This is a genomic window from Streptomyces atratus (genome assembly GCF_900119365.1).
Classification (GTDB): Bacteria; Actinomycetota; Actinomycetes; order Streptomycetales; family Streptomycetaceae; genus Streptomyces; species Streptomyces atratus_B.
The window spans coordinates 1838-25747 of sequence record NZ_FPJO01000017.1 but is presented as its reverse complement, the minus strand read 5'-3'; the positions used below and the strand labels follow the sequence as shown (position 1 = coordinate 25747).

At 70.8% G+C, this 23910-nt stretch carries 21 protein-coding genes and 1 pseudogene; 11 read left to right on the top strand and 11 right to left on the bottom strand.

All coding sequences use genetic code 11. The features are described 5' to 3' along the window. Positions 1–41 precede the first annotated feature (41 nt). The 4 genes from BT364_RS25080 to BT364_RS25065 form a co-directional block, all read right to left on the bottom strand. On the bottom strand, positions 42–1340 hold the full coding sequence (locus tag BT364_RS25080) for a M18 family aminopeptidase (RefSeq protein ID WP_072487505.1): 1299 nt from the start codon (positions 1338–1340) through the stop codon (positions 42–44). A 61-nt stretch (positions 1341–1401) separates the two neighbouring features. Beyond that, on the bottom strand, positions 1402–2079 hold the full coding sequence (locus tag BT364_RS25075; RefSeq protein WP_143166544.1) for a hypothetical protein: 678 nt from the start codon (positions 2077–2079) through the stop codon (positions 1402–1404). 75 nt (positions 2080–2154) lie between these two features. Then, positions 2155–2778 (bottom strand): Uma2 family endonuclease, encoded by a 624-nt coding sequence (locus BT364_RS25070; protein ID WP_072487503.1) that lies wholly within the window; start codon positions 2776–2778, stop codon positions 2155–2157. A 108-nt stretch (positions 2779–2886) separates the two neighbouring features. Then, positions 2887–4713, bottom strand: coding sequence for an acyl-CoA dehydrogenase (locus tag BT364_RS25065; protein WP_072487502.1), 1827 nt, complete (start codon positions 4711–4713; stop codon positions 2887–2889). A 171-nt stretch (positions 4714–4884) separates the two neighbouring features. Here BT364_RS25065 and BT364_RS25060 point away from each other — a divergent pair, with 171 nt between their 5' ends. The 3 genes from BT364_RS25060 to BT364_RS25050 all read left to right on the top strand — a co-directional run bounded on the left by BT364_RS25060 (position 4885) and on the right by BT364_RS25050 (position 7597). Beyond that, positions 4885–5325 carry an SseB family protein gene (locus BT364_RS25060; protein ID WP_072487501.1) on the top strand — a complete coding sequence of 147 codons (441 nt, stop codon included), beginning with the start codon at positions 4885–4887 and terminating at the stop codon, positions 5323–5325. Positions 5326–5471: 146 nt separating this feature from the next. Next, positions 5472–6428 (top strand): pirin family protein, encoded by a 957-nt coding sequence (locus BT364_RS25055; RefSeq protein ID WP_072487500.1) that lies wholly within the window; start codon positions 5472–5474, stop codon positions 6426–6428. An 83-nt stretch (positions 6429–6511) separates the two neighbouring features. Continuing rightward, the gene (locus tag BT364_RS25050; protein ID WP_072487499.1) at positions 6512–7597 is read left to right on the top strand and encodes an AI-2E family transporter; all 1086 of its coding nucleotides are present in this window, start codon (positions 6512–6514) and stop codon (positions 7595–7597) included. Positions 7598–7604: 7 nt separating this feature from the next. On the opposite strand, the pseudogene BT364_RS25045 reads toward BT364_RS25050, so the two are convergent. After that, positions 7605–8859 (bottom strand): annotated as a pseudogene (locus BT364_RS25045) (SpoIIE family protein phosphatase). Between the two features lie 361 nt (positions 8860–9220). On the opposite strand from BT364_RS25045, the gene aspS reads away from it, so the two are divergent. Beyond that, positions 9221–11038: an aspartate--tRNA ligase gene (gene aspS, locus BT364_RS25040; protein WP_072487498.1), complete on the top strand. Its 1818-nt coding sequence runs from the start codon at positions 9221–9223 to the stop codon at positions 11036–11038. A gap of 149 nt (positions 11039–11187) precedes the next feature. Here aspS and BT364_RS25035 read toward each other — a convergent pair whose 3' ends face one another. The 4 genes from BT364_RS25035 to BT364_RS25020 are packed head-to-tail and all read right to left on the bottom strand — an operon-like array spanning position 11188 to position 14835. Then, positions 11188–12381: an ABC transporter permease gene (locus tag BT364_RS25035; protein ID WP_072487497.1), complete on the bottom strand. Its 1194-nt coding sequence runs from the start codon at positions 12379–12381 to the stop codon at positions 11188–11190. After that, positions 12378–13097 carry an ABC transporter ATP-binding protein gene (locus tag BT364_RS25030; RefSeq protein WP_072487496.1) on the bottom strand — a complete coding sequence of 240 codons (720 nt, stop codon included), beginning with the start codon at positions 13095–13097 and terminating at the stop codon, positions 12378–12380. Before BT364_RS25030 ends, BT364_RS25035 begins: the two co-directional genes overlap by 4 nt. Then, positions 13094–14173: a peptidoglycan-binding protein gene (locus tag BT364_RS25025; protein WP_072487495.1), complete on the bottom strand. Its 1080-nt coding sequence runs from the start codon at positions 14171–14173 to the stop codon at positions 13094–13096. Before BT364_RS25025 ends, BT364_RS25030 begins: the two co-directional genes overlap by 4 nt. After that, the gene (locus tag BT364_RS25020) at positions 14170–14835 is read right to left on the bottom strand and encodes a hypothetical protein (protein ID WP_072487494.1); all 666 of its coding nucleotides are present in this window, start codon (positions 14833–14835) and stop codon (positions 14170–14172) included. The genes BT364_RS25025 and BT364_RS25020 overlap by 4 nt, the downstream gene beginning before the upstream one ends. Before the next feature lie 134 nt (positions 14836–14969). Here BT364_RS25020 and BT364_RS25015 point away from each other — a divergent pair, with 134 nt between their 5' ends. The 5 genes from BT364_RS25015 (at position 14970) to BT364_RS24995 (ending at position 19418) form a co-directional block, all read left to right on the top strand. Beyond that, entirely contained in the window at positions 14970–15665 is a 696-nt protein-coding gene (locus BT364_RS25015; protein WP_072487493.1) for a response regulator transcription factor, read from the top strand. Next, positions 15662–17182, top strand: a complete 1521-nt coding sequence (locus BT364_RS25010; protein WP_079179620.1) for a sensor histidine kinase — start codon at positions 15662–15664, stop codon at positions 17180–17182. Before BT364_RS25015 ends, BT364_RS25010 begins: the two co-directional genes overlap by 4 nt. Next, positions 17179–17670, top strand: a complete 492-nt coding sequence (locus BT364_RS25005; protein WP_072487492.1) for a hypothetical protein — start codon at positions 17179–17181, stop codon at positions 17668–17670. Before BT364_RS25010 ends, BT364_RS25005 begins: the two co-directional genes overlap by 4 nt. A 271-nt stretch (positions 17671–17941) precedes the next feature. Then, the gene (locus BT364_RS25000) at positions 17942–18769 is read left to right on the top strand and encodes a L,D-transpeptidase family protein (protein ID WP_072487491.1); all 828 of its coding nucleotides are present in this window, start codon (positions 17942–17944) and stop codon (positions 18767–18769) included. Between the two features lie 67 nt (positions 18770–18836). Then, entirely contained in the window at positions 18837–19418 is a 582-nt protein-coding gene (locus BT364_RS24995; protein WP_072487490.1) for a Uma2 family endonuclease, read from the top strand. 85 nt (positions 19419–19503) lie between these two features. On the opposite strand, the gene metG is transcribed toward BT364_RS24995, so the two are convergent. Then, the gene (gene metG, locus BT364_RS24990; RefSeq protein ID WP_072487489.1) at positions 19504–21117 is read right to left on the bottom strand and encodes a methionine--tRNA ligase; all 1614 of its coding nucleotides are present in this window, start codon (positions 21115–21117) and stop codon (positions 19504–19506) included. Positions 21118–21265: 148 nt separating this feature from the next. On the opposite strand from metG, the gene BT364_RS24985 reads away from it, so the two are divergent. Both BT364_RS24985 and BT364_RS24980 read left to right on the top strand, forming a co-directional pair. Further along, on the top strand, positions 21266–21919 hold the full coding sequence (locus tag BT364_RS24985) for a response regulator transcription factor (protein ID WP_072487617.1): 654 nt from the start codon (positions 21266–21268) through the stop codon (positions 21917–21919). Beyond that, positions 21916–23127 carry a sensor histidine kinase gene (locus tag BT364_RS24980; RefSeq protein ID WP_072487488.1) on the top strand — a complete coding sequence of 404 codons (1212 nt, stop codon included), beginning with the start codon at positions 21916–21918 and terminating at the stop codon, positions 23125–23127. The genes BT364_RS24985 and BT364_RS24980 overlap by 4 nt, the downstream gene beginning before the upstream one ends. Here BT364_RS24980 and BT364_RS24975 read toward each other — a convergent pair. Then, positions 23061–23910, bottom strand: an 850-nt coding sequence (locus tag BT364_RS24975; RefSeq protein ID WP_143166547.1) for a VWA domain-containing protein, incomplete at its 5' end; no start/stop codon positions are given. The two genes, BT364_RS24980 and BT364_RS24975, sit on opposite strands and share 67 nt — an antisense overlap.

Genomic DNA, 23910 nt, shown 5'->3' with positions numbered 1-23910 from the left:
ACCGGCCCGTCGGCCCGTCGGCGGCCTCGCGGCAGGCGGGATCAGCCCGCCAGGAACGCCGTCAGTGCGTTGGCCAGCAGATACGGGTCGTCCGCCCCGCACAGCTCACGGGCGCTGTGCATCGACAGGATCGCCACACCGATGTCCACGGTCTGGATCCCGTGCCGGGCGGCGGTGATCGGGCCGATCGTGGTGCCGCACGGCATCGAGTTGTTGGAGACGAACGTCTGCCACGGCACGCCCGCCTTCTGGCACGCCGCCGCGAACACGGCCCGGCCGCTGCCGTCGGTCGCGTACCGCATGTTGACGTTGGTCTTGAGGATCGGTCCGCCGTTGGCCACCGGGTGGTGGGTCGGGTCGTGGCGCTCGGCGTAGTTGGGGTGGATCGCGTGACCGGTGTCGGAGGAGAGGCAGACGGTCCCGGCGAAGGCCCGGGCGCGGTCCTCGTACGTACCGCCGCGCGCGAAGACAGAACGCTCCAGGACCGTGCCGAGCAGCGGCCCGTCGGCGCCGGTGTCGGACTGCGAGCCGTTCTCCTCGTGGTCGAAGGCGGCCATGACCGGGATGTACGGAAGCTCTTCGTCCGGCTGCCCGGCGACGGCGCCGAGCGCGGCGGTCGCCGCGTGCACGGAGAGCAGGTTGTCCATCCGGGGCCCGGCCAGCAGCTCGCGGTCCCGGCCCAGGTAGGCGGGCGGCTCGACGGCGTGCGGCATCAGGTCCCAGCCGGTCACGTCCTCGGCGTCGACGCCGGCCTCCTCGGCGACGAACCGGATCAGGTCGCCCTCCTCGACGTCCCCGAGGCCCCAGATCGGCTGCATGTGCTTCTGCCGGTCGAGCTTGAGCCCGTCGGGGTTGGCCGACCGGTCCAGGTGCACGGCCAGCTGCGGTACGCGCAGCAGCGGCCGGTCGATGTTCACCAGCCGGTGGGTGCCGTCGCGCAGCGAGATCCGGCCGGCCAGGCCGAGGTCACGGTCGAGCCAGGTGTTGAGCAGCGTCCCGCCGTAGATCTCCACGGCGACCTGTCGCCAGCCGTACGCCCCGGTGTCGGGCAGCGGCTTGACCCGCAGGTTGGGCGAGTCGGTGTGCGCGCCGACGATCCGGAACGGGGTGTGCGCCGCGGCGCCCTCCGGTACGTACCAGGCGACGATCGCACCCCCGCGCAGGACGTACTTGCCCCCGGCGGTCCCGTCCCAGGCCGCGGTCTCCTCGACCTGCCGGAATCCGGCCTTCTCCAGCCGGGCGGCCGCGGTGGCCACGGCGTGGTACGGGGAGGGGGAGGCCATCAGGAAGGCCATCAGGTCGTCGGTGTGACCGCGGTCGAAGCGGAGGGAGGAACTCATGTTCCTCACTGTAACGAGACCGGGCCCGGCGGCTTCACCGCCGTCGCGCGAGGGAATCCGCTCACTGCCCCGGGAGGGCTGCCGTGGGCTTCTCGCCGTTCTGGGCCTGCTGCGCGCGCTCGGCGAACATGGCCGCGAACGCCTTGACCTCCTTGTCGGGGACCACCGCTTTGCCCGTGGTGCCGGTGCTGATGCCCAGGACGGTCGTGCCGACCCGGATCTGCGCGATCGTGGCCGGTCCGGCCATGGTGCCGACCGCCGCACGGTTGGCCTCGCGCTCGGCGCCCGGACTGCCGAGGTCCACCTTCTCGGCGTTCTGACCGACCCGGTCCCCGCCGTACCACTCGGCCAGGATGTCGTAGGCGGCGTCCGCGGCCTTCTCGTCCTTGTAGGCGAGGGCCCAGAAATTGAGCGTGGTCATGTCCGCCTTGCGCGAGAAGGCCGAGACACCCCAGGACGTGACCGGGTCGCAGGCCGTCTTCCGCTGCTCCTTCGTCCTGGCCACGCAGACCGACGGCGGGTACTCGGGGACCGGCTTCTGGGCCTCCGGCTTCATGTGGTTCCGCCAGCCCGGTACGGCTTTCGCGTCCGGCAGCACCGAGGCGACCTGCCCGTTGTCGAGCGCCGCTGCCTTGGCGTCCTCGCCCCCGCCCCCGCAGCCCGCGAGCAGCAGCACCGCCGCCCCGGCCGCCAGGAGCCCCTGACTCCTTCGCGTACCCACGAAACCCTTGCCACCCATGAGTGAACCCGCCCCCTCCGGCTACTGGGTGTCCGATCCTAGGGGCCGGTGCGGTGGGGCGGGGTGGGACCAGGTCTACAGGCGGTCGATGGCGGTCAGGTCGATGTCGATGTCGTACGGGACGGAGAGCTTCAGCCGGTCGTGGTGGACGCCGGTGGAGACGTACTTCTTGTTGACCGGGTCCAGCGCGTACGTCCAGACCGCGGGCCGGCCGTTCGCGGACATCTCGACGAGCCAGAAGTTCTGGATGCCGGCCCCGGCGTACTTGTGCGGCTTGGTGTCGCGGTCCCGCGCCTCGGAATCGGGCGAGACGACCTCGACGGCGAGCAGAACGTCGGAGGCCTGGTAGCGGGTCTGGAGCTGGTCCCCGTCCGCTTCGGCCGTCACCACGACGAGGTCGGGTTCCGGCGCGTTGCGCTTGCCGAGGACGACGGCCATTTCGCGGCGGACCCGCAGATCTTCCGGGACGTGGCTGCGCAGCCCTTGTTCCAGCAAATACATCGCCAGCGTGTGGAACTTCCGCTGCGGACTCACGAAAACCAGACTCCCGTCGATCAGCTCTGTGTGTGGCGGGAGGTCGTGAAGTGCGAACAGGTCGTCCACGGTGTAGCCGTCCGTTGGCGGGACCGGCCACCTGGAGCCGTCCGGCTGGCGGTGCAGCGAGTCGGGCAGTGCCTCGGCGGTCATGGTTCCTCCCATGAAAGGGATTCTGGGCCGTGCACTCAGCGTACCCAGCTGATACGACAGCACCGCCACCCGAAAGCGTGTCCGGGTGACGGTGCGTGTTGACGATCGTGAGCGGGAGGCCTAGAACGCGGCCTCGTCCAGCTCCATCAGCGAGTTGTCGACGGACTCGGCGAGCGCGCGCTCGGTCGAGACGCCCGGCAGGACGTTCGCGGCGAAGAACTTCGCGGCGGCGATCTTGCCCTGGTAGAAGGCGACGTCCTTCGCGGAGGCGTCTCGCAGCTTCTCGGCCGCGACGGCCGCGCCCTTGAGGAGCAGGTAGCCGACGACGACATCGCCGGAGGCCATCAGCAGGCGGGTGGTGTTGAGGCCCACCTTGTAGATGTTCTTGACGTCCTCGCCGGTCGCGGTGAGGTCGGTGATCATCGTGCCGACGATCGCCTCCAGGTCCACGGCCGCCTTGGCGAGCGAGTCCAGCGCGCCGGCCAGCTCCTCGTTGCCCTGGGCGCCGGAGAGGAACTTCTTGATCTCCTCGGAGAGGGCGTTCAGCGAGGCGCCCTGGTCGCGGACGATCTTCCGGAAGAAGAAGTCCTGGCCCTGGATCGCCGTCGTGCCCTCGTACAGCGTGTCGATCTTGGCGTCACGGATGTACTGCTCGATCGGGTACTCCTGGAGGTACCCGGAGCCGCCGAAGGTCTGGAGCGACTGTGCCAGCTGCTCGTAGGACTTCTCGGAGCCGTAGCCCTTCACGATCGGGAGCAGCAGGTCGTTGAGGCCGTGCAGCGCCTTCGCGTCCTCGCCCGCGGCCTCCTTCTCCTGGATCGCGTCCTGGACGGTGGCGGTGTACAGCACCAGGGAGCGCATGCCCTCCGCGTACGCCTTCTGCGTCATGAGGGAGCGGCGCACGTCGGGGTGGTGCGTGATGGTGACCTTGGGGGCGGTCTTGTCCATGAACTGCGACAGGTCGGTGCCCTGGACGCGCTCCTTGGCGTACTCCAGCGCATTCAGGTAGCCGGTCGACAGGGTGGCGATGGCCTTCGTGCCGACCATCATGCGGGCGAACTCGATGATGCGGAACATCTGGCGGATGCCGTCGTGCTTGTCGCCGATGAGCCAGCCCTTGGCGGGGTGCTGGTCGCCGAAGGTCATCTCGCAGGTGTTGGACGCCTTGAGGCCCATCTTGTGCTCGACGTTCGTCGCGTACACGCCGTTGCGCTCGCCCAGCTCGCCGGTGGTCCAGTCGAAGTGGAACTTCGGGACCATGAAGAGCGAGAGGCCCTTGGTGCCGGGGCCGGCGCCCTCGGGGCGGGCCAGCACGTAGTGGATGATGTTCTCGGACATGTCGTGCTCGCCCGAGGTGATGAAGCGCTTCACACCCTCGATGTGCCAGGAGCCGTCCTCCTGCTCGACGGCCTTCGTGCGGCCCGCGCCGACATCCGAACCGGCGTCCGGCTCGGTCAGCACCATCGTCGAGCCCCACTGCTTCTCGACGGCGATCTCGGCGATCTTCTTCTGCGCCTCGTTGCCCTCCTCGAAGAGGATGCCGGCGAACGCCGGGCCCGAGCAGTACATCCAGATGGCCGGGTTCGCGCCGAGCAGCAGCTCCGCGTAGCCCCAGATCAGGGAGCGCGGCGAGGTGGTGCCGCCGATCTCCTCGGGCAGGCCCAGCCGCCAGTACTCGGAGTCCATGAACGCCTGGTACGACTTCTTGAAGGTCGCCGGGACCGGCGCGGTGTTGGTCTCCGGGTCGAAGACCGGCGGGTTGCGGTCGGCGTCCGCGAAGGAGTCGGCCAGCTCGTTCTCCGCGAGGCGGTTGACCTCGTCGAGGATGCTCTTCGCCGTCTCGACGTCCATCTCGGCGAACGGGCCGGTGCCGTACGTCTTGTCGCGCCCGAGGACCTCGAAGAGGTTGAACTCGATGTCGCGGAGATTCGACTTGTAGTGCCCCATGGAAGGCTCCGTAATCAATAGCAGTGGCGCGCAGTGCCCCGGGACGGGGTGTGGGCCGGGCGGGCGACGAGCTGGCGGTGCGTATATCAGCTGACCTCTCCGATGATGCTACCCGTCAGTAATAAGACGCAACCCCTCAAGGCCCCGATGTGTCCGATTACTCTTTGCGCTATGTACGGCTACGACCAGAACCCGGGCGCACAGCAGCAGATGGGTGGCGGCTACGGCGAGCAGCCGCTGTACCCCGAACCCTCGCCGCCGTCCCTGGGTGACGCGGTACGGGCCTTCACCACCGGCTCGCTGTCCGCCGAGGACTTCCAGCAGATCTTCGCGACGTCGAAGGTCTACTGCCCGCGCGGCGACAACCCCGGGTTCCTGGCGCTGCACAACACCCAGCAGCCGGTGATCCCGATGTTCACCACGCTCAAGGAGCTGCGGCTGTACGCGGGCAAGGAGTCCAAGTACTTCGTGATCACCGGGGCCGAGGTGATCGACCTGCTGCCGACCGGCTACGGCTTCGTCCTCGACATGGAGGGCGAGCACCGCATGGTCTTCGACGCGAAGGCCGTGGAGCAGATGGTCGACTTCGCGATGCGCCGCATGTACGGCTGAGATTCGATCCTTCACAAGGGGCCCGCACCGAACGAACGGTGCGGGCCCCTTGTGCTGCTCCGGACGGCTGAGGGAATGGGCGACCCCTTGCAGGATGTTCATCATTCAACTAAAATGAATGCAGAACGATCCCGGAGGTGGCTCCCATGCCCGCAGTGACTGTCGAAAACCCGCTGACCCTGCCCAAGGTCGCCGCCAAGGGCGACGCAGCGGACCGTCCCGTGTTCGCCGTCACCACGGCGCCGAGCGGATTCGAGGGCGAGGGCTTCCCGGTCCGCCGCGCGTTCGCCGGGATCAACTACAAGTACCTCGACCCGTTCATCATGATGGACCAGATGGGCGAGGTGGAGTACGCGGCCGGTGAGCCGAAGGGCACCCCCTGGCACCCGCACCGCGGCTTCGAGACCGTCACGTACCTGATCGACGGAACCTTCGTCCACCAGGACTCCAACGGCGGCGGCGGCACCATCCGCAACGGCGACACGCAGTGGATGACCGCCGGCTCCGGCCTCCTGCACATCGAGGCGCCGCCGGAGTCCCTCGTGATGTCGGGCGGCCTCTTCCACGGACTCCAGCTCTGGGTGAACCTGCCCAAGGCCGACAAGATGATGAACCCCCGCTACCAGGACATCCGCGGGGGCCAGGTCCAGCTCCTCGCGTCCCCGGACGGCGGCGCGCTGCTCCGGGTCATCGCCGGTGAGCTCGACGGGCACGAGGGCCCCGGCATCACGCACACCCCGATCACGATGATCCACGCCACCGTGCGCCCCGGTGCCGAGGTGACCCTGCCGTGGCGCGAGGACTTCAACGGACTCGCGTACGTGCTGGCCGGCCGCGGCACTGCCGGTGCGGAGCGCCGCCCCGTCCACATGGGGCAGACCGCGGTCTTCGGCGCCGGTTCCGCGCTGACCGTCCGCGCGGACGAGAAGCAGGACGGCAACACTCCGGACCTGGAGGTCGTGTTGCTCGGCGGCCGGCCGATCCGCGAGCCGATGGCGCACTACGGGCCGTTCGTGATGAACAGCCAGGCCGAACTGAAGCAGGCCTTCGAGGACTTCCAGGCCGGCCGCCTCGGCACCGTGCCCGCGGTTCACGGAATGTGACACCTGCAGACGGAGTGTGACAGTGCGTCATTCATAAGGGCCCACAAGCGGACATCACACCCGTGCCGTGATTGGGTGGGAGGGTGCAGAACCAGAATCCCCTCCTGCCCGATGCCGCGCGGCGCACAGCCGCCTGGTGCGGCGTGGTCCTCCTCGTCACCGGCGTCGCCGCAGTCGCCGTCTGGCTGTGCGTCGTCTTCAAGACCGCGGTCACTCCCGTGCTGCTCGCGCTGCTCGGTACGGCGCTGCTCGGGCCGGTGCACCGCTGGCTGACCGCCCGCGGACTGAAGCGCTCGCTCGCCGCGGGGCTCACCTGCGTGCTGCTCGTCGCGGTGGTCGGCGGAGCCGGGTACATCGTCGTCACCGCACTCGTCGACACCGGTGACCAGATCGTCCGGTCGCTGAAGGACGCCGGTCAGTGGGTCATCGACCACTTCGGGATCGGCAAGAACAGCAATGTGGACGACCTCGTCGCCAACGCCCGCAAACTCGTCGAGAAGTTCGGGGCGAGCGCCGCGGGCGGGCTCCTCTCCGGGATCAGCCTGATCGGCTCGCTGATCGCGACCAGCGTCCTCGCACTCCTGCTGACCTTCTTCTTCCTGCGCGACTCCGACCGGGCCGCGCAACTCGCCCACACGATCGCCCCGCGCGGTACCGGGGAGCTGGTCGAGGCGATGGGGCGGCGGGCCTTCGAGGCCGTCGAGGGCTTCATGCGCGGCACCACGTTCATCGCGCTGATCGACGCCCTCTGCATCACCGTCGGCCTGCTGATCCTGCGCGTTCCCGGTGCGGTGGGGCTCGGTGCGCTGGTCTTCGTCGGTGCCTACATCCCCTACCTCGGGGCCTTCCTCTCGGGCGCCGTCGCGGTCCTGGTCGCATTCGCCGACCGGGGGTTCGTGATCGCGCTCTGGGCGCTGGGGGTCGTGCTCGCCGTGCAGGTGCTGGAGGGCCACGTCCTGCAGCCGATGATCCAGAGCCGTACGGTGCAGATGCACCCTGCCATGATCATGATCGCGATCACCGCGGGCGCCAGCGTGGCCGGGCTGCTGGGCATGCTGCTCGCGGTCCCGGTCTGCGCGGCGGCCTTCGGCGTGCTCGGCGAACTGCGCGGTGACCGCCCGGGGCCGCCGTCCGGGGACGAACCGCCGGCCGCCGCGTCCGGGGCCTGAGCCCGGCTCAGCCCACGGGGACGCCTTCCGTTCCGGCCTCCGCCCCGGTCCCCGGCCCCGACTCGTTCAGCTCGAACCAGATCGACTTTCCCGCGCCCCGCGGATCCACCCCCCACGCGTCGGCGAGCATCTCCATCAGCACCAGGCCCCGGCCGCTGGAGGCCATCTCCCCGGGGCGCCGCTTGTGCGGCAGCTCGTCGCTGCCGTCCGACACCTCCACGCGCAGCAGCCGCTCGCCCTGCTCCCCCGTCGCCTGCGCGAGCATCAGCGCGTCCCCGTCCGTGTGGACGAGGACATTGGTGGCCATCTCGGAGATCATCAGCACCGCCGCGTCGACCTGCTCCGGATCCGCCCAGTCGTGCAGCAGGTCCCGCAGCTGCTGCCGGGCCGCCGCGATCCGCTCCGGCTCGGCCTGCGCGATGGTCAGCGCGATGCGCCGCGGCGCCGGCCGGCGCCCGATCCCTCCGTCGCTCCGGAGCAGGAGCAGCGCGATGTCGTCCTCCCGGCGGTCCGCCAGCGGCCCCGTCGTGTAGTGCGACGTCGGTCCGTGCACGGCCTGGACAAGGGCGTCGGCGAGCTTCTCCAGGTCGGTGGTGTGCTGCTCCAGGACGGGCCGCAGCCGGTCCCAGCCGGAGAGCATGTCGTGGCCGCCGGTCTCGATCAGCCCGTCCGTGCAGAGCATGATCGTTTCGCCGGGTTCCAGGGTGAGCCGGCTCGTCGGATAGTCGGCGTCCTCCTCGACGCCGAGCGGCAGTCCGCCCTCGGTCTGGCGGATCACCGCGGTCCCGTCGGCGGTGGTCACCACGGGGTCGGGGTGACCGGCCCGCGTCCAGCAGGAAGGCCTCGCGGGAGCGGCGCCAGTCCCCGGTGATGGGGGTGTGCGCCCCGGTGGTGCCGGGCTGCGGCTCGGCGACCTCCTGGAGCGTGCCGACCAGTATGCAGTTCGCGCCGCCCGTCGGCTCGGCCGGCAGTGGCTTGGAGCGGCTGCGCACGATGCGCAGCACCCGGCCGCTCCCGTCCACGATCCGCAGCCGGGCCTCGGCGAGGGTGCCCTCGGCGCGTGCGAGATTCACCACCCCGTAGATCTCGTTCCAGTCGACGGGGTGGAAACGGGAACGCACCGCGGACTCGCGGAACACACCGGCCGCGGCGGGCAGCTCCAGCAGCCGGGCCGCCTCCGCATCGAGCGTGACGGTCCCGGCTGCGTTGTCCCAGCGCCACAGACCGGTCGCGGTCGCGGCCAGGACGTCCTCGGTGCGCATTGCCCCACTTTAAGACCGACCGGCAATAGGGGGGCGGCGTCGCGGGGCTGGGTGCGCACATCTGCCGCGTTGTCGTCAATCAACAACTTCCCCAAGCTCTCGGCTTCGCTCGAGCAGGGGAGACCCCATTGCGTTGCCTCAATCCTCCGCCTTGCAGCTGCACGCACCCAGCCCCGCTCCTTCACCCACCCCCCAATTGCCGGTCGGTCCAAGAAGTTCTGCTCCGTGGACGCCACCGAGGGGTGGCCTCTTCGGCCCCCGGATGATCTTGAAATGTCAATGTCAATGATTCGGTGCGGGTGCGGGCGGTAGCCTGGGGAGGCTGAATCCACCCCGAACCGCGAAGACTGGATGAACGACGATGCATCGGTACAGGTCCCACACCTGCGGCGAGCTCCGCGCCTCTGACGTCGGCACCGACGTCCGACTGAGCGGCTGGCTGCACAATCGCCGAGACCTGGGCGGCATCCTCTTCATCGATCTGCGCGACCACTACGGTCTGGTGCAGCTCGTCGCCCGCCCGGGTACCCCCGGCAACGAGGCGCTGTCGAGGCTCACCAAGGAGACCGTCGTACGGATCGACGGCAAGGTCTCCGCGCGCGGCGCCGACAACGTGAACCCGGAGCTCCCGACCGGCGAGATCGAGATCGAGGTCACCGAGGTCGAGGTGCTGGGCGAGGCCGCTCCGCTGCCCTTCACGATCAACGCCGAGGACGGGGTCAACGAGGAGCGGCGCCTGGAGTACCGCTTCCTCGACCTGCGCCGCGAGCGCATGCACCGCAACATCATGCTGCGCTCGGCGGTCATCGCCGCGATCCGCGCCGAGATGGTGGCCCTCGGCTTCAACGAGATGGCGACCCCGATCCTCACCGCGACCTCCCCCGAGGGCGCCCGTGACTTCGTCGTCCCGTCCCGTCTGAACCCGGGCAAGTTCTACGCCCTGCCACAGGCCCCGCAGCAGTTCAAGCAGCTGCTGATGATCTCCGGCTTCGACCGCTACTTCCAGATCGCGCCGTGCTTCCGCGACGAGGACGCCCGCGCGGACCGTTCGCCCGGCGAGTTCTACCAGCTCGACGTCGAGATGTCGTTCGTCGAGCAGGAGGACGTCTTCCGGCCGATCGAGAAGCTGATGACCGATCTCTTCGAGAAGTTCGGCAACGGCCGCCACGTCACCTCGCCGTTCCCGCGCATCCCGTTCCGCGAGTCGATGCTGAAGTACGGCAACGACAAGCCCGACCTGCGCGCCAAGCTGGAACTGGTCGACATCTCCGACGTCTTCGCCGACTCGGAGTTCAAGGCGTTCGCCGGCAAGCACGTCCGCGCCCTCCCGGTCCCGGACACCGCCGGTCAGTCCCGGAAGTTCTTCGACGGCCTCGGCGACTACGCCGTCCAGCACGGCGCCAAGGGTCTGGCCTGGGTCCGCGTCGGCGAGGACGGCACCCTGGCGGGTCCGATCGCCAAGTTCCTCACCGAGACCGATGTCAAGACCCTCACCGAGCGTCTCTCCCTCGTCCCCGGCCACGCCGTCTTCTTCGGCGCGGGCGAGTTCGACGAGGTCTCCAAGATCATGTCCGCCGTCCGCGTCGAGGCCGCCAAGCGCGCCGGCCACTTCGAGGAGGGCGTCTTCCGGTTCTGCTGGGTCGTCGACTTCCCGATGTACGAGAAGGACGAGGACACCGGCAGGATCGACTTCTCCCACAACCCCTTCTCGATGCCCCAGGGCGGCATGAAGGACCTGGAGGAGAAGGACCCGCTGGACATCCTCGCCTGGCAGTACGACATCGTCTGCAACGGCATCGAGCTGTCCTCCGGCGCCATCCGCAACCACGAGCCCGACGTGATGCTCAAGGCCTTCGAGATCGCCGGTTACGACCGCGAGACCGTCGAGCACGAGTTCGCGGGCATGCTCCGCGCCTTCCGTCTCGGCGCCCCGCCGCACGGCGGCATCGCCCCGGGCGTCGACCGCATCGTGATGCTGCTGGCCGACGAGCCCAACATCCGCGAGACGATCGCCTTCCCGCTCAACGGCAACGCCCAGGACCTGATGATGGGCGCCCCGACGGAGCTGGACGAGACCCGGCTGCGCGAGCTGAACATCCAGCTCCGCAAGCCGGCCGCGTCGGTGAAGGAAAAGGCGGACGCCAAGGATTCCGTGGCGAGGGACACCGGCGCGAAGTAAGAGCGTCCGGCAGCAGGCCTCGCGGCGTCGCGGGGCCGTGCTGCCTGCTTCCGGGCGCTCCAAGCGTCACCGGGTCCGCTTCGGTTCCACGTGAAACATCCCCCGGCCGGGGTCGGCCGGGGGATGTTTCACGTTTGCGGCGGGCCCTCTCACGTCGCGTTCAGGGCCACCGTCGGATGGAGACGGGAGGCACGGATCGCCGGGTAGAGGCCCGCGACCACGCCGATCAGGAGCGTGGCGGCCAGCCCGCCCGCCAGGGACCAGGGCGGGACCACCGCCGTCCACCCCTGGAACGACGCGAATCCGTACGTCGTCGCCGCGCCCAGCAGCGCGCCCGTCGCCCCGCCCAGCGCCGACAGCAGCAGCGACTCGGTCAGGAACTGGAGCCGGATCGCACCCCGCGTCGCGCCCAGCGAGCGGCGCAGGCCGATCTCCTGGCGGCGCTCCAGGACGGAGATGACCATGGTGTTGGCGACGCCCACACCGCCGACCAGGAGGGCCACCGCGCCCAGGCCGAGCATCAGGGTCGTCAGGCCCTCGTCGGTGGCGGCCTTGGCGGCCAGCGCGTCCGAGGGCCGGGAGACCTTGATGCCCATCTCGTCGCCGGGGCTGATGGTGCGTGCCAGGATCGCCCGTACGTCCGCCACCGAGGCGTCCGTGGAGCGCTCGAAGACGGTGGTGGGGTGGCCGTCGAAGCCGAAGTAGCGCTCGGCGGCGGGGAACCCGACCATGGCCACCCGGTCCAGGTTGGGGACCAGTTCGAGCGGTTGGAGGATGCCGACGACGGCCACGCGGGTGTCGTTCATCATGATCGTCTCGCCGGTGCGGGTGACGCCGAGGCGCTGCGCGGCCACCGCGCCGAGCACCGTCGTCGGGAGGCGTTCGCCGGCCGGGGTCAGCCAGGTGCCCCTGTCGACCTCGCCGCCGAGCGCGGAGAGCAGGTCGGCGCGGACCGCCTGGGCGGTGACGCCCGCGGTGCGCTCCTCGGGCACCACGTCGCTGCGGCGGATGCGGGCGTCGATGTCGGCGCTGGCCGTGGCGTGCTGTACCGGGCCGATGCGCTCGACCATCGCGACCGCGTTCCTGGGCAGCTTGATCTCCTGCCCCATGGCGTCCTTGCCCGCCTCGGCGGTGAGCAGGTTGGTGCCGAGGCGGTCGAGACGGGCCATCAGGTCCGCGCGGCTCGACTCGGACAGCCCGACGACCGCGACCATGGTCGCGATGCCGATGGCGATGCCGAGCGCCGAGAGCACCACACGCGCGCGCCGCGCGCGCAGCCCGACCGCGCCGACGCGCAGGATGTCGCGGGGGGAGAGGCGGGCGGGCCTGAGATCGTTCTTCATGAACCGGCCTTCTGCGTACGTGGGTCGAGGAGCGCGCCGGACCGTATGTCCGAGACGATCTCGCCGTCCCTGAAGCGGACCCGGCGCGGCAGCGAGTCCGCGATCTCGTTGTCGTGGGTGATCACGCAGACGGTGGTGCCGGACGCGTTCAGCTCGTGCAGCAGCTCCATGACGATCCCGCCGGACGCGGTGTCCAGCGCCCCGGTCGGCTCGTCGGCCAGCAGCAGCCGGGGCTTCCCCACCAGGGCGCGGGCGATGGCCACGCGCTGCTTCTCGCCGCCGGACAGCTCGTTCGGCGTGTGCGAGCCGCGGTGGTCCAGCCGCACCCTGGCGAGCGCCTCCCGCGCACGGGCACGCCGTTCCTTCGGCGGGACGCCCGCGTACAGCAGCCCGTCGGCGACGTTGTCCACCGCGTCGCGTCCCGCCGCCAGGTGGAAGTGCTGGAAGACGAAGCCGATGTGGCGGGCGCGCAGTGCGGAGAGCCGGGAGTCGGAGAGCTCGGACACGTCGTACCCGGCGACCCGGACGGTGCCGGTGGTGGGCTTGTCGAGGGTGCCCATGATGTTGAGCATCGTGGACTTGCCGGAGCCGGACGGGCCGACGACGGCGAGGAGTTCGCCCTCCTCGACGGTGAGGCTCACTGAGCGCAGGGCGTGGACGCCGCCGGGGTACGACTTGCCGGCGTCCCGCAGTTCGATGACCGGGGCCGTGGTCATGGCTTCGCCACTCCGACCTTCAGGCCCTCGCGCACATCCGGTCCGGAGACCTCGATCTGCCCGTCGGCGGTCATGCCCGTCTCCACCCGCACCATCCTCGACGTGGCGCCCTCGACGACCTGGAGGCCGTAGCCGCCGTCCTCGCCGCGCAGCGCGACGACCGCCTCGACGGGGACCGCGAGGACCCCCTTGTGCGCCTCGCTGACGAACTTCACGCTCGCCGATGCCCTGGTGTCCTCGCCGGACGCGGCGCCCGCCCCGCCGTCCAGGACGACCTCGACGGTGATGCCGTCCTCGGCTGCCGCCTCGCCCCCGGCCGCGGACGCCTCGGGGCGCACCGTCCCGGCGACGTGGCCGGCCACGGTCTTCCCGCTCGGCAGGGTGACCTCGACCTTGGTGCCCCGTGAGGTGAGCGCGCCGTCGGTCTGGTCGAGCTGCGCCCGTACGACGGGTTTGGTGGAGGCGACCGTCAGGACCGGCCCGTCCGGGCCGACCTGGTCGGCGAGCGCCGCGTCGGCGGAGACCACCTTGACCGGACCGGGCTGGAAGACGACGTCGCCCTTGCCGACCCTGCCGGTGGGCTCGCGGTTGAGGGACTTCTGCCACTGCTCGACGGCGGCCGCGGTGTCCTCGTCGTACCGGACGTCGACGTAGAGCCGCGATCCGTACCCCAGGTCACGCAGATTGCGCTCCAGCTGGAGCACGTCGCTGCCCCGGTCGCCGGGCTTCATCTCGCGGAACATCGGGACCGGCCCGTAGAGGAGGGTGACGGGCTTGTCGTTCAGCTCGTACAGCGCCTGTCCCATGGTCAGCGTCTTCCCTTCGGGGGCGGCGACCGTGACGGTGCCCTCGACGGCGGACTTGACCGCGCGGCGCTGCGCGAAGTCGAGCCTGCCGTCGACCGTCCTGGACTGCACGAGGTCGGTGCGTACGACGGCCGCGGTGGCGGGCGGCAGTGCGCCGCCCTTCCCGGAGGCGCCCGCGTCGCCGCCGTTGCCGAGGAACAGGACACCCCCGGCGACGGCGGCGGCGGCGGTCACCGCGCCGAGCGCGAGGAGTGCGGTGCGGTGCTTCACTGCATGCCGTCCAGACCGTCGAGCAGCTTCGGCCTGCACGCCTCGCGGGCCTTCTTGTACGTCGGCGAGTTCGAGTCGATGACCGGGGACGCCGGGTTCGGGTCGCCGCCCGGCTGGGCGTTGCCGCCGCTCATGGTCGGGTTGGTGAACCGGGAGACGCCGTTGTCCCGCATGCACTTGGCGTGCGCGAGCATCGACTCGTAGGCCTTCTGCTCGTCGCGCTCGGGCTCGGCCGCCATGGCGGCCTGCAGCTCGGCCACACAGGCACCGTTCCTGCCGCCCTTGATGCCCTCGTTGCGGCCTGGCTGGGAGCCGATCTCGTTGACCTTGTCCCAGTCGAGGTAGCCGCTGAGCGTGGGGTCGGGGAAGTCCTTGTAGCCGCCCTTGACGCGCATGCACTGGACGTACTTCATCTGGGCGTCGTAGAAGGCGCTCTTGCCCGCGGGCGGGGTGCTCGGCCCGTCCGCGTCCTTCGTGTCGCCGGCCGTCGGCGTCCGCGGTACGTCGGCGATCGCGTCGTCCTTCTTCGTGCCGCCCGCGCCGTCGTCCCCGCCGCCGCAGGCGACGGAGAGAGCGAGTACGGGCAGGGCCACGAGGGCGGCCATGCGCAGCGCGGCGGTGCTGCGGCGGTTCGTGCGGTGTTTCGTCCTGAGGAAGGTCATGCGCCGCACGCTCGCCGCCACAGATGATGGCCCGTCCATGGCCACATGATGGGAACGTAACAATGCCCCCCGCCTGCACATCCGCCCCGTGCACGGCGGACGGGAACGGTCCGGACGTGCCCATAATCGGCCCTATGCCGCATGTGTTGCTCATCGAGGACGACGCGTCCGTACGGGACGGGATGGAGCTCGTGCTGCGCCGGCACGGGTACGGCGTGGACACCGCCGCCACCGGCGAGCAGGCCCTCGCCCTGCTGGCCGGGGAGCGGGGTGCCCGGGTCGAACTGGCCGTGCTGGACCTGATGCTGCCCGGCATGGACGGCTTCGAGGTGTGCCGCCGCATCCGCGCCCGCTCGGCGACCCTGCCGGTCATCATGCTGACCGCGCGCGGCGACGACCAGGACATCGTGACGGGCCTGGAAGCGGGCGCCGACGACTACGTCGTCAAGCCGGTCACCGCCCCCGTCCTGGAGGCCCGCATCCGGGCCGCGCTGCGGCGCGCGGAACCGTCCGGACAGGTGCAGGGGCCCGGCGCCGACCTCGCCGGGCTGGTGATCGACCGCGCCGGACTGACCGTCACCAAGCACGGCACCCCCGTTCCGCTGCCGCCCACCGAGCTGCGGCTGCTGCTGGAGCTCTCGGCCTCCCCCTGCCGGGTCTTCAGCCGCGAACAGCTCCTCGAATCCGTCTGGGACCACACCTTCCTGGGCGACTCCCGGCTGGTGGACGCGGCGGTCGGCCGGCTGCGCGCCAAGCTGGAGGACATACCGTCCAAGCCCCGCTACGTCCAGACGGTGCGGGGCTTCGGCTACCGCTTCGGGCCGCTGTGAGCCGTACGGATCGCGCCGGGCGCCCCGCCGCCCCGAAGAGACGCGCGCGGCACCTCGTCGGCGGGCTGCGCACCCGGCTCGTCGTCACCTTCGTCGTCGTCGCCCTGATCAGCGCGGTGACCGCGACCGCCCTCGCCTACCGGGACGCCCGCACCGCCGTCCTCCAGCGCACCCAGAACGCGGCCGTGAACGACCTCCGGGAGCGGGTCGGCGCGGTGGCCGCCGACTTCGACGTACCGCCCGACCAGCGGTCGCTGTCCCGGTTCGCGGCGAAGGTGTCCGAGGGCATCGGCGGGAACATCGTGGTCGCCCGCTACCAGGACCTGTCCGCCGTCTCCGACTCGCTCGCCGACACCACGTCCCGGATCACCGTCGAGCTGCGCACCGCCGTCACGACCGGCGGCGACGCCGAGTTCCAGCGGGTGCGGTGGCGGGGCGAGCCCTATCTGGTCGTCGGCATGCCCGTGACGTACGCCGACGGGGACCGCAGCACCTCCGGGCTGGAGGTCTACGCGATCTCCGATCTGCGGGCCGAGCGCGACGACACGGCCGCCCTGCTGGACTCCGTACGGACGGGCATCGTGCCGGTGGTGCTGCTGGCCGCCGTCCTCGCGCTGCTGGCCGCGGGGACGGTCCTGCGTCCGGTACGGAAGCTGGGCCGGGCCACCCGCGAGCTGGCGGCCGGGGACCTCGGCAGCCGGGTCGCCGTCACCGGGCACGACGAACTCGCCGACCTGGCACGAACGTTCAACGAGACCGCCGACGCGCTCCAGGAGTCCGACGCGGATCTGCGCGAGCAGGAGGCGAAGGCGCGCCGCTTCGTGGCGGACGTGTCGCACGAACTGCGCACGCCCCTCGCCGCGATGACGATGGTGGCGACGGTGCTGGAGGAGGACGCCGACCAGCTGCCGCCGGACGCGGCGCGGGCGGCCCGTACCGTCGGCGCGGAGACGGCCCGGCTGTCCCGGCTGGTCGAGGACCTGATGGAGATCTCCCGCTTCGACGCCAAGGCGGCCCGGCTGAACGCGGCGGAGACCGACCTCGCCGACACCGTACGGGCGTCCCTGGCGCTGCGCGGCTGGACGGACCGGGTACGGACGGAGCTCGACGAGGGCGTACGGGCGGTGGTCGACCGGCGCCGGATCGACGTGATCGTCGCGAACCTGGTGGGCAACGCGCTGCGGCACGGCGCCCCGCCGGTCACCGTGACCCTCACGACGGCCCCCGAGGCGGACGGCGAGCGGGTGGTGCTGTCCGTCGCCGACCACGGCCCGGGGCTGCCGCCGGAGGCGGGGGAACGGGTCTTCGACCGGTTCTACAAGGCGGACACGGCCCGCACGCGCGGCGCGGCCGACGACAGCGGACAGGGCAGCGGCCTGGGCATGGCGATCGCGCTGGAGAACGCCCGCCTGCACGGCGGCACGATCGACGCGGCCGACGCGGCGGACGGACCGGGGCACGGCGCGGTGTTCACCCTGCGGCTGCCCCTGCGACGTACGGGAGAGGACACGGAGTGAAGGTCCGACAGGGCATGGCGGTCGCCGTACTGGGGGCCGCTCTCGTGGGCTGCGGGGTCCAGCCGACCGGGGTGATAGGCGCGGGCGAGCCCGCGTCCGGGCTGACGCGCGGCATGCGGCTGTACTACGCGTCGGCCGCCGGGCTGCGCGCGGTGCCGCTGATCGACCAGGAGGTCGACGACCTCAACGGCGTGCTGAAGCTGCTCGGCGAGAGGACGCCGCCCGCCGAGCAGGGCGGGCTCACCTCCCTCGTCCATCTCGGCGGTTACTCGGCGACGGGCTCGGGCACCCGGGTCACGGTGCGGCTGGAGGGCCTCTACGGGGAGTCGGGACGCGACCAGGCCACCGGTCAGCTGGTGTGCACGCTGGCGCGTGCCCAGTCCGTACTCGAACCGAAGGTCAGGACCGACGACGTGGAGGTCACCCTGCGACCGTCCGAGGGCTCCGCGCTGGGCCCGTACCGGTGCGCGGAGTTCCTCGACGGGTGAGCGGTCACCGGTTTTGGCACCGGCACCCGCACCTATTCCTGACCCGTACTCAGACCTTCGCCCACCCCCCGCGGAGGTGAAGGGCCCGGAACCTACACGCAAGGAACGGTTCCGGGCCGTTCCGGCGCACGTGTCCGGCGGCCGGTACAGCCGTATGGCCCTGGTACGGATTCACGTTCGCGCGACGCGGCGTTAACTGGGGTCGGCGGCAGGAGGCGTGACGGGGAGCTCGCCTGTGCTGCCGTCACCCCACCAGCGCTGAGGAGTTCCTGTGTCCGTTTCCCGTCCGTCGGCCCTCCGGCGTCCCCCGTACGCCGTCTCTGTCGGTGCCTGTGCCGCCGTGCTGCTGCTGCTCACCGCCTGCGGCAACACCTCCGGGACCGCCGCCCCCAAGGACCCCGCCGTCCGGGCGGGCGCCACGGCCACCGCCGGTGTCGCGGGCCCGCCCGCCGAACGGGCACGGAGACGGGCCGCCCGGGCGCCGCACGCGCCGGTCGTCCGGCCGCGCGAGATCCCCGCGCTCGGACCGAAGACCCGGGCCGAGATCCCGGCGTCCTCCAAACAGGTCTTCGTCGTCACCGGCGACGGCTACGACTCCAGCCTGTCCACCGCGGTCCTCTACGCCCGCGACAACCCGGCCCTGGGCTGGCTGCCCGTCACGACCCGCTGGCCGGCCCACAACGCGCTGAACGGCTGGACCGACGAGCACTGGGAGGGCGACCTCCGCTCCCCGGTCGGGGTCTACGGGCTGACGTACGCGGGCGGCCTGTTCGACCCTCCCGAAACGGCGTTCCCCTATGACCGGAACCCGGCGTTCGTGGTGAGCGGCGAGGGCTTCGACGGGGAACCGCTCGAAGGGTCCTTCGACTACGTCGTCGCCGTCGACTACAACCGGACCCCCGGCGTCACCCCCCTCGACCACGAACGCCCGCTCGGCCAGGAACGCGGCGGCGGCATCTGGATCCACGTCGACCACGGCGGCCCCACCCAGGGCTGCATCTCGCTCCCCCTGGACCGGATGCGGGAACTCCTGAGCACCCTCGACCCGGCGAAGAACCCGGTCGTGGTGATGGGCGACGCGGAGGCACTGGAGCGGTGAACGGGATACGGGCCGGGAGGCGGGCCCGTACGCTGGAGGCAGCCCGTTTCCGTACCAGGAGGCAGTGATGACCGTGACTGACGAGGGTGTGCTGACACAGGAGGTCTTCGAGGACCTTGCCCGTCACGCCATACGCGCGGAAGAAGCACTGCGTCTGGAATTCGTGAACGGGAAAATGGGGGTCAAGGCTGTGCCGGACGGGGATCACGGGCGGATCATCGAGTGGCTCACCCGGCAGTGCATGCAGGCTGATCCCGGCCGCTGGCTCTACGCCGAACAGGGGCTGCGCATCGAGACGTACCGCAAGGGGAACGCCCGGCCCGATGGGACGCTCGCTCGCAGTGGCGCCTTCGTCGGTCAAGGCGAATGGGCCAGCTCCGACGGTGTCCTGATGGTCGTCGAGGTCACCTCGTACGACGAGGACACCGACCGCCGGGACCGGGTCGAGAAGCCGCGCGCGTACGCCGAGACCGGGATTCCCGTCTATCTGCTCATCGACCGCGACACCTGCGAGGTCAAGGTGCATTCGCAGCCCGACGGAGTGCGATACGAGCAGGTGGTGACAGTTCCGTACGGGAAGACCGTCGAACTGCCCGACCCGGTGGGCATCGAACTGGACACCGAGCCGCTGAAGAACTGGGTCCGCTGACTCGGGTCGGAGCACATGCAGCAGCACGGCGAAGGGCGGGACCGACACGCGGTCCCGCCCTTCGCCGTATGTGCGTGAGACCCGCCTACGCGGACTTCTCCTCCAGGCGGGGGAACAGCACCGCGCCCTTCGTCACCGTCGCGCCCGCCGGGAGCCGGCCCCAGCTGCCCGCGTCCTGGACGCGCTGGTCGGCCAGGGCGCCCAGGGACTCCTCGGCGCCCAGGGACTCCCACAGCTTCTGCGAGGTCTCCGGCATCACGGCGTTCAGCAGGACCGCGACACCGCGCAGCGACTCGGCGGCCGTGTAGAGGATCGTCGCGAGGCGGGCCTGGCCCTCGGGGGAAGTGTCCTTGGCGACCTTCCAGGGCTCCTGCTCCGTGATGTAGCCGTTGACCTGCTTCACGAAGTCGAAGATCGCCAGGATGCCGGCCTGGAAGTCCAGCTCCTCGCCGATCTTCTCGTCGGCCGCGGCGACGGCCTTCGCCAGACCTTCCTGGACCGCCTGCTCGGCGTCACCCGACGCGGTGGCCTCCGGGAGCGCCCCGCCGAAGTACTTGCCGACCATGGCCGCGACGCGCGAGGCGAGGTTGCCGTAGTCGTTGGCGAGCTCGGAGGTGTAGCGGGCCGAGAAGTCCTCCCAGGAGAACGAGCCGTCGCTGCCGAACGCGATGGCGCGCAGGAAGTACCAGCGGTACGCGTCCACGCCGAAGTGCGAGGTCAGGTCCTGCGGCTTGATGCCCGTCAGGTTCGACTTCGACATCTTCTCGCCGCCGACCATCAGCCAGCCGTTGGCCGCGACCCGGCCCGGCAGCGGCAGCCCCTGCGCCATCAGCATCGCGGGCCAGATCACCGCGTGGAAGCGGAGGATGTCCTTGCCCACCAGGTGCACATCGGCGGGGAACGTCCCGTCGAACTTCTCCTGGTTGGCGCCGTAGCCGACCGCCGTGGCGTAGTTCAGCAGGGCGTCGACCCACACGTAGATGACGTGCTTCTCGTCCCACGGCACCGGGACGCCCCAGTCGAAGGTCGAGCGGGAGATGGAGAGGTCCTGAAGGCCCTGCTTGACGAAGTTCACGACCTCGTTGCGGGCGGACTCGGGCTGGATGAAGCCCGGGTTGTTCGCGTAGAACTCCATCAGCTTCGGGCCGTAGGCGCTCAGCTTGAAGAAGTAGTTCTCCTCCTTGAGGATCTCCACCGGCTTCTTGTGGATCGGGCACAGCTTGACGCCGTTCTCGCCCTCCACGAGGTCGCCGGGGAGTTTGTACTCCTCGCAGCCCACGCAGTACGGGCCCTCGTAGCCGCCCTTGTAGATCTCGCCCTTGTCGTACAGGTCCTGCACGAACTCCTGGACCCGGTCGGTGTGCCGCTTCTCCGTCGTACGGATGAAGTCGTCGTTCGCGATGTTCAGGTGCTCCCAGAGGGGCTTCCATGCCTCCTCGACGAGCTTGTCGCACCATTGCTGGGGCGTGACGTCGTTCGCCTCGGCAGTGCGCATGATCTTCTGACCGTGCTCGTCCGTGCCGGTGAGGTACCACACCTTCTCGCCGCGCTGGCGGTGCCAGCGCGTGAGCACGTCGCCTGCGACGGTCGTGTAGGCGTGGCCCAGGTGAGGAGCGTCGTTGACGTAGTAGATGGGGGTCGATACGTAGAAACTCTTCACGCCGTCGCCCCCTTGCTTCTCGGATCCAGTGGCCGCCATGGTCGAAATCCTAACGGCCTGCGGGAGATCAACTCACACCGATAAACCCGGCCACGGCTGTGGAGACCTTTGCGAAACATCCCTTCCCGTAACAAAGACGCATCCTGGGAGGGAGTGGACACGCGTGTACGAGGCAGGGGACATCACGATGCGGGTACTGGTCGCCGAGGACGAGGAGATCCTGGCGGAGCTGGTCGCCACCGGGCTGCGGCGGGCCGGGTTCGCCGTCGACACGGTGTACAGCGGTGACGCCGCCCTCGCCTACCTGGGGCTGCACGACTACGACGTCGTCGTCCTCGACCGCGACCTGCCAAGGGTGCACGGCGACGACGTGGCGCGCGGCCTCGTCGCCTCCGGCTCCCGGACCAGGATCCTGATGCTCACCGCCGCCGGCTCCATGGAGGACCGGGTCGCCGGTCTCGACCTCGGCGCCGACGACTACCTGGGCAAACCCTTCGAGTTCCCCGAGCTGGTGTCGCGGGTACGGGCGCTGCGGCGGCGCAGCGCCCGCCCCGTGCCGCCGCAGCTGGAACGGCACGGCATCCGGCTCGACACCGTACGGCGCACCGCCTCGCGGGACGGGCGGGAGCTGGACCTCTCGCCGAAGGAGTTCACCGTGCTCCAGTTGCTGCTGGAGGCCGACGGCGGGACCGTCAGCGCCGAGGAGCTGCTGGAGCGGGCCTGGGACGCCAACGCCGATCCCTTCACCGGCGCCGTCCGCGTCTGCATGAGCAAGCTCCGCGGGAAGCTCGGCGAACCGGCGCTGATCCGCACGGTGCAGAGCGTGGGGTACGCCCTGTGAGGCGCCTCGCGCAGGTGCCGCACTCCAGGATCCGGGCCCGGATCGCGCTCGTGTACGGCGGAGTGTTCCTGATCCTCGGCACGGCGCTGCTCGCCACCGTCAACCTCGCCTCCCGCGCCGGTACGGACTCCCAGGCGCGCGACATCGCCCGCACGGCCGCGGTCGTCCAGCCCGGCTACGCGGTGAACGGCCCGCTGGTCACCCGGCGCAGTCTCGGGCCGCCCACCGTCTACGACCTCACCGACCACGTCAGCGACGCGGCCGGGCACCAGCTGCTCATGTGGTCCGCGGCCTCGCTGCTCGTCATGACGGCCTGCGCGGTCGGCGTGGGCTGGTGGACCGCGGGGCGGGTGCTGCGCCCCGTCCACGCCATGACCGCGAAGGCGCGCCGGCTCTCCGAGCACAATCTGCACGAGCGGATCGCGTCCAGCGGGCCGGACGACGAGCTGAAGGAGCTCGGCGACACGCTCGACGCGCTGCTGGCCCGGCTGGAGAAGGCCTTCGACAGCCAGCGGCGGTTCATCGCCAACGCCTCGCACGAGCTGCGGACCCCGCTCGCCACCCAGCGGGCCGCGATCCAGATCGGTCTGGACGACCCGTCCCCGGAGGATCTCGTACGGACCCGGCAGACGCTCCTGGACAACAACCGGCGCAGCGAGCGGCTCATCGAGGGGCTGCTGGTCCTGGCCCGCAGTGAGCGCGGGCTCGCCGAGGGCGAGCGGGAGATGGTGGATTTCGCGCAGGTGGTGGCGGAGGAGACGGCCCGGCACCCGGGCGTGCGGGCCGACACCCACTTCTGCACGGTGCGGGGCAACCGGATGCTGCTCGCGCAGCTGGTGGCGAATCTGCTGGCCAACGCCGTCACGTACAACGTGCCGGACGGGACGGTGGACGTGGCGCTGGTGACGGCCGGCGGCGGGGCGCTGCTGGAGGTGCGCAACACCGGGCCCGTGGTGGACGCGGCGGACATCCCCGGGCTGTTCGAGCCGTTCCGGCGGGGTGAGGGCAAGGACCGGATGGGGCGGGGGTCGGGGCTCGGCCTTTCGATCGTGCGTTCCATCGCCGTCGCGCACGGCGGTACGGTCACGGCGGTGCCGGGCCCCGGGGGCGGGCTCGCCGTGACCGTACGTCTGCCGGTGGATCAGGCGTCGGCCGCGGTGTCGCGGGCCGCGATCCACGCGGGGAGCGCGGCGAGGACCTCGCGGTAGAACGTGGTGTCCGCGACTTCCCGGGGCGCGGGGCCCGCGTGGAAGAACCCGGCGTTCGGGGCGTCCAGCTTGCGCAGGAAGTCGAAGCCCTTGGCGTCCTCGTCGCCGAACGCGACGAACTGGAAGAACAGCGGCAGTCGCGCCGCGTCGGCCAGCGCCTGCTTGGCGGCCTGCTTGGCGTCCGGCGGGCCGTCCGTCTGGAAGACCACCAGGGCGGGGCCGGTCGCCTCCGACTTCTCGTAGTGCGCGACGACCTCTTCGACGGCGCGCTGGTAGTTCGTACGGCCGAGGCGGCCGAGGCCCGCGTTCAGCTCGTCGATCCGGCCCTCGTGGTCGGCGAGGCCGACCGTGCCGGTGCCGTCGATGTCCGTCGAGAAGAAGACGACGGGGACGGTCGCGTTCTCGTCCAGGTGCGCGGCGAGCGCGACGGTGCGGTCGCCCAGGTGCTGGGCGCTGCCGTCCTTGTAGAACGGCCGCATGGAGCCGGAGCGGTCGAGCACCAGGTACACGGTGGCCCGCAGCCCGGTCAGCCCGTGGGCCTTGAGCCCGGCCTGGGCGGCCTTGTACGAGTCGACGAGCCCGGGTGCACGCGACTTGACCCGGGCGAGGGTGACGGCGGGCTTGGGGGCGGGGGTGGATGCGGACGCCGGGGCCGGGGCCGGGGCCGGGGTCGCTTCGGGGGTGGGCTCGGGCGCGGGCTCGGCCTGTGCCTCCGGCTCGGCGGGGGCTTCGGGCTCGGGCTCTGCCTCGGCCACCGGCTCCGGCGTGGGCTCGGCCTTGACC

Coding starts and splice junctions, on each gene's coding strand:
- BT364_RS25065 (WP_072487502.1), bottom strand. CDS start 4,713: ATGGGGCACTACAAGTCGAATCTCCGCGACATCGAGTTCAACCTCTTC.
- BT364_RS25020 (WP_072487494.1), bottom strand. CDS start 14,835: ATGACCTTCCTCAGGACGAAACACCGCACGAACCGCCGCAGCACCGCC.
- BT364_RS25015 (WP_072487493.1), top strand. CDS start 14,970: ATGCCGCATGTGTTGCTCATCGAGGACGACGCGTCCGTACGGGACGGG.
- BT364_RS24995 (WP_072487490.1), top strand. CDS start 18,837: ATGACCGTGACTGACGAGGGTGTGCTGACACAGGAGGTCTTCGAGGAC.
- BT364_RS25075 (WP_143166544.1), bottom strand. CDS start 2,079: ATGGGTGGCAAGGGTTTCGTGGGTACGCGAAGGAGTCAGGGGCTCCTG.
- BT364_RS25080 (WP_072487505.1), bottom strand. CDS start 1,340: ATGAGTTCCTCCCTCCGCTTCGACCGCGGTCACACCGACGACCTGATG.
- metG (WP_072487489.1), bottom strand. CDS start 21,117: ATGGCGGCCACTGGATCCGAGAAGCAAGGGGGCGACGGCGTGAAGAGT.
- BT364_RS25030 (WP_072487496.1), bottom strand. CDS start 13,097: ATGACCACGGCCCCGGTCATCGAACTGCGGGACGCCGGCAAGTCGTAC.
- BT364_RS25055 (WP_072487500.1), top strand. CDS start 5,472: ATGCCCGCAGTGACTGTCGAAAACCCGCTGACCCTGCCCAAGGTCGCC.
- BT364_RS25070 (WP_072487503.1), bottom strand. CDS start 2,778: ATGGGAGGAACCATGACCGCCGAGGCACTGCCCGACTCGCTGCACCGC.
- BT364_RS25060 (WP_072487501.1), top strand. CDS start 4,885: ATGTACGGCTACGACCAGAACCCGGGCGCACAGCAGCAGATGGGTGGC.
- aspS (WP_072487498.1), top strand. CDS start 9,221: ATGCATCGGTACAGGTCCCACACCTGCGGCGAGCTCCGCGCCTCTGAC.
- BT364_RS25035 (WP_072487497.1), bottom strand. CDS start 12,381: ATGAAGAACGATCTCAGGCCCGCCCGCCTCTCCCCCCGCGACATCCTG.
- BT364_RS24985 (WP_072487617.1), top strand. CDS start 21,266: ATGCGGGTACTGGTCGCCGAGGACGAGGAGATCCTGGCGGAGCTGGTC.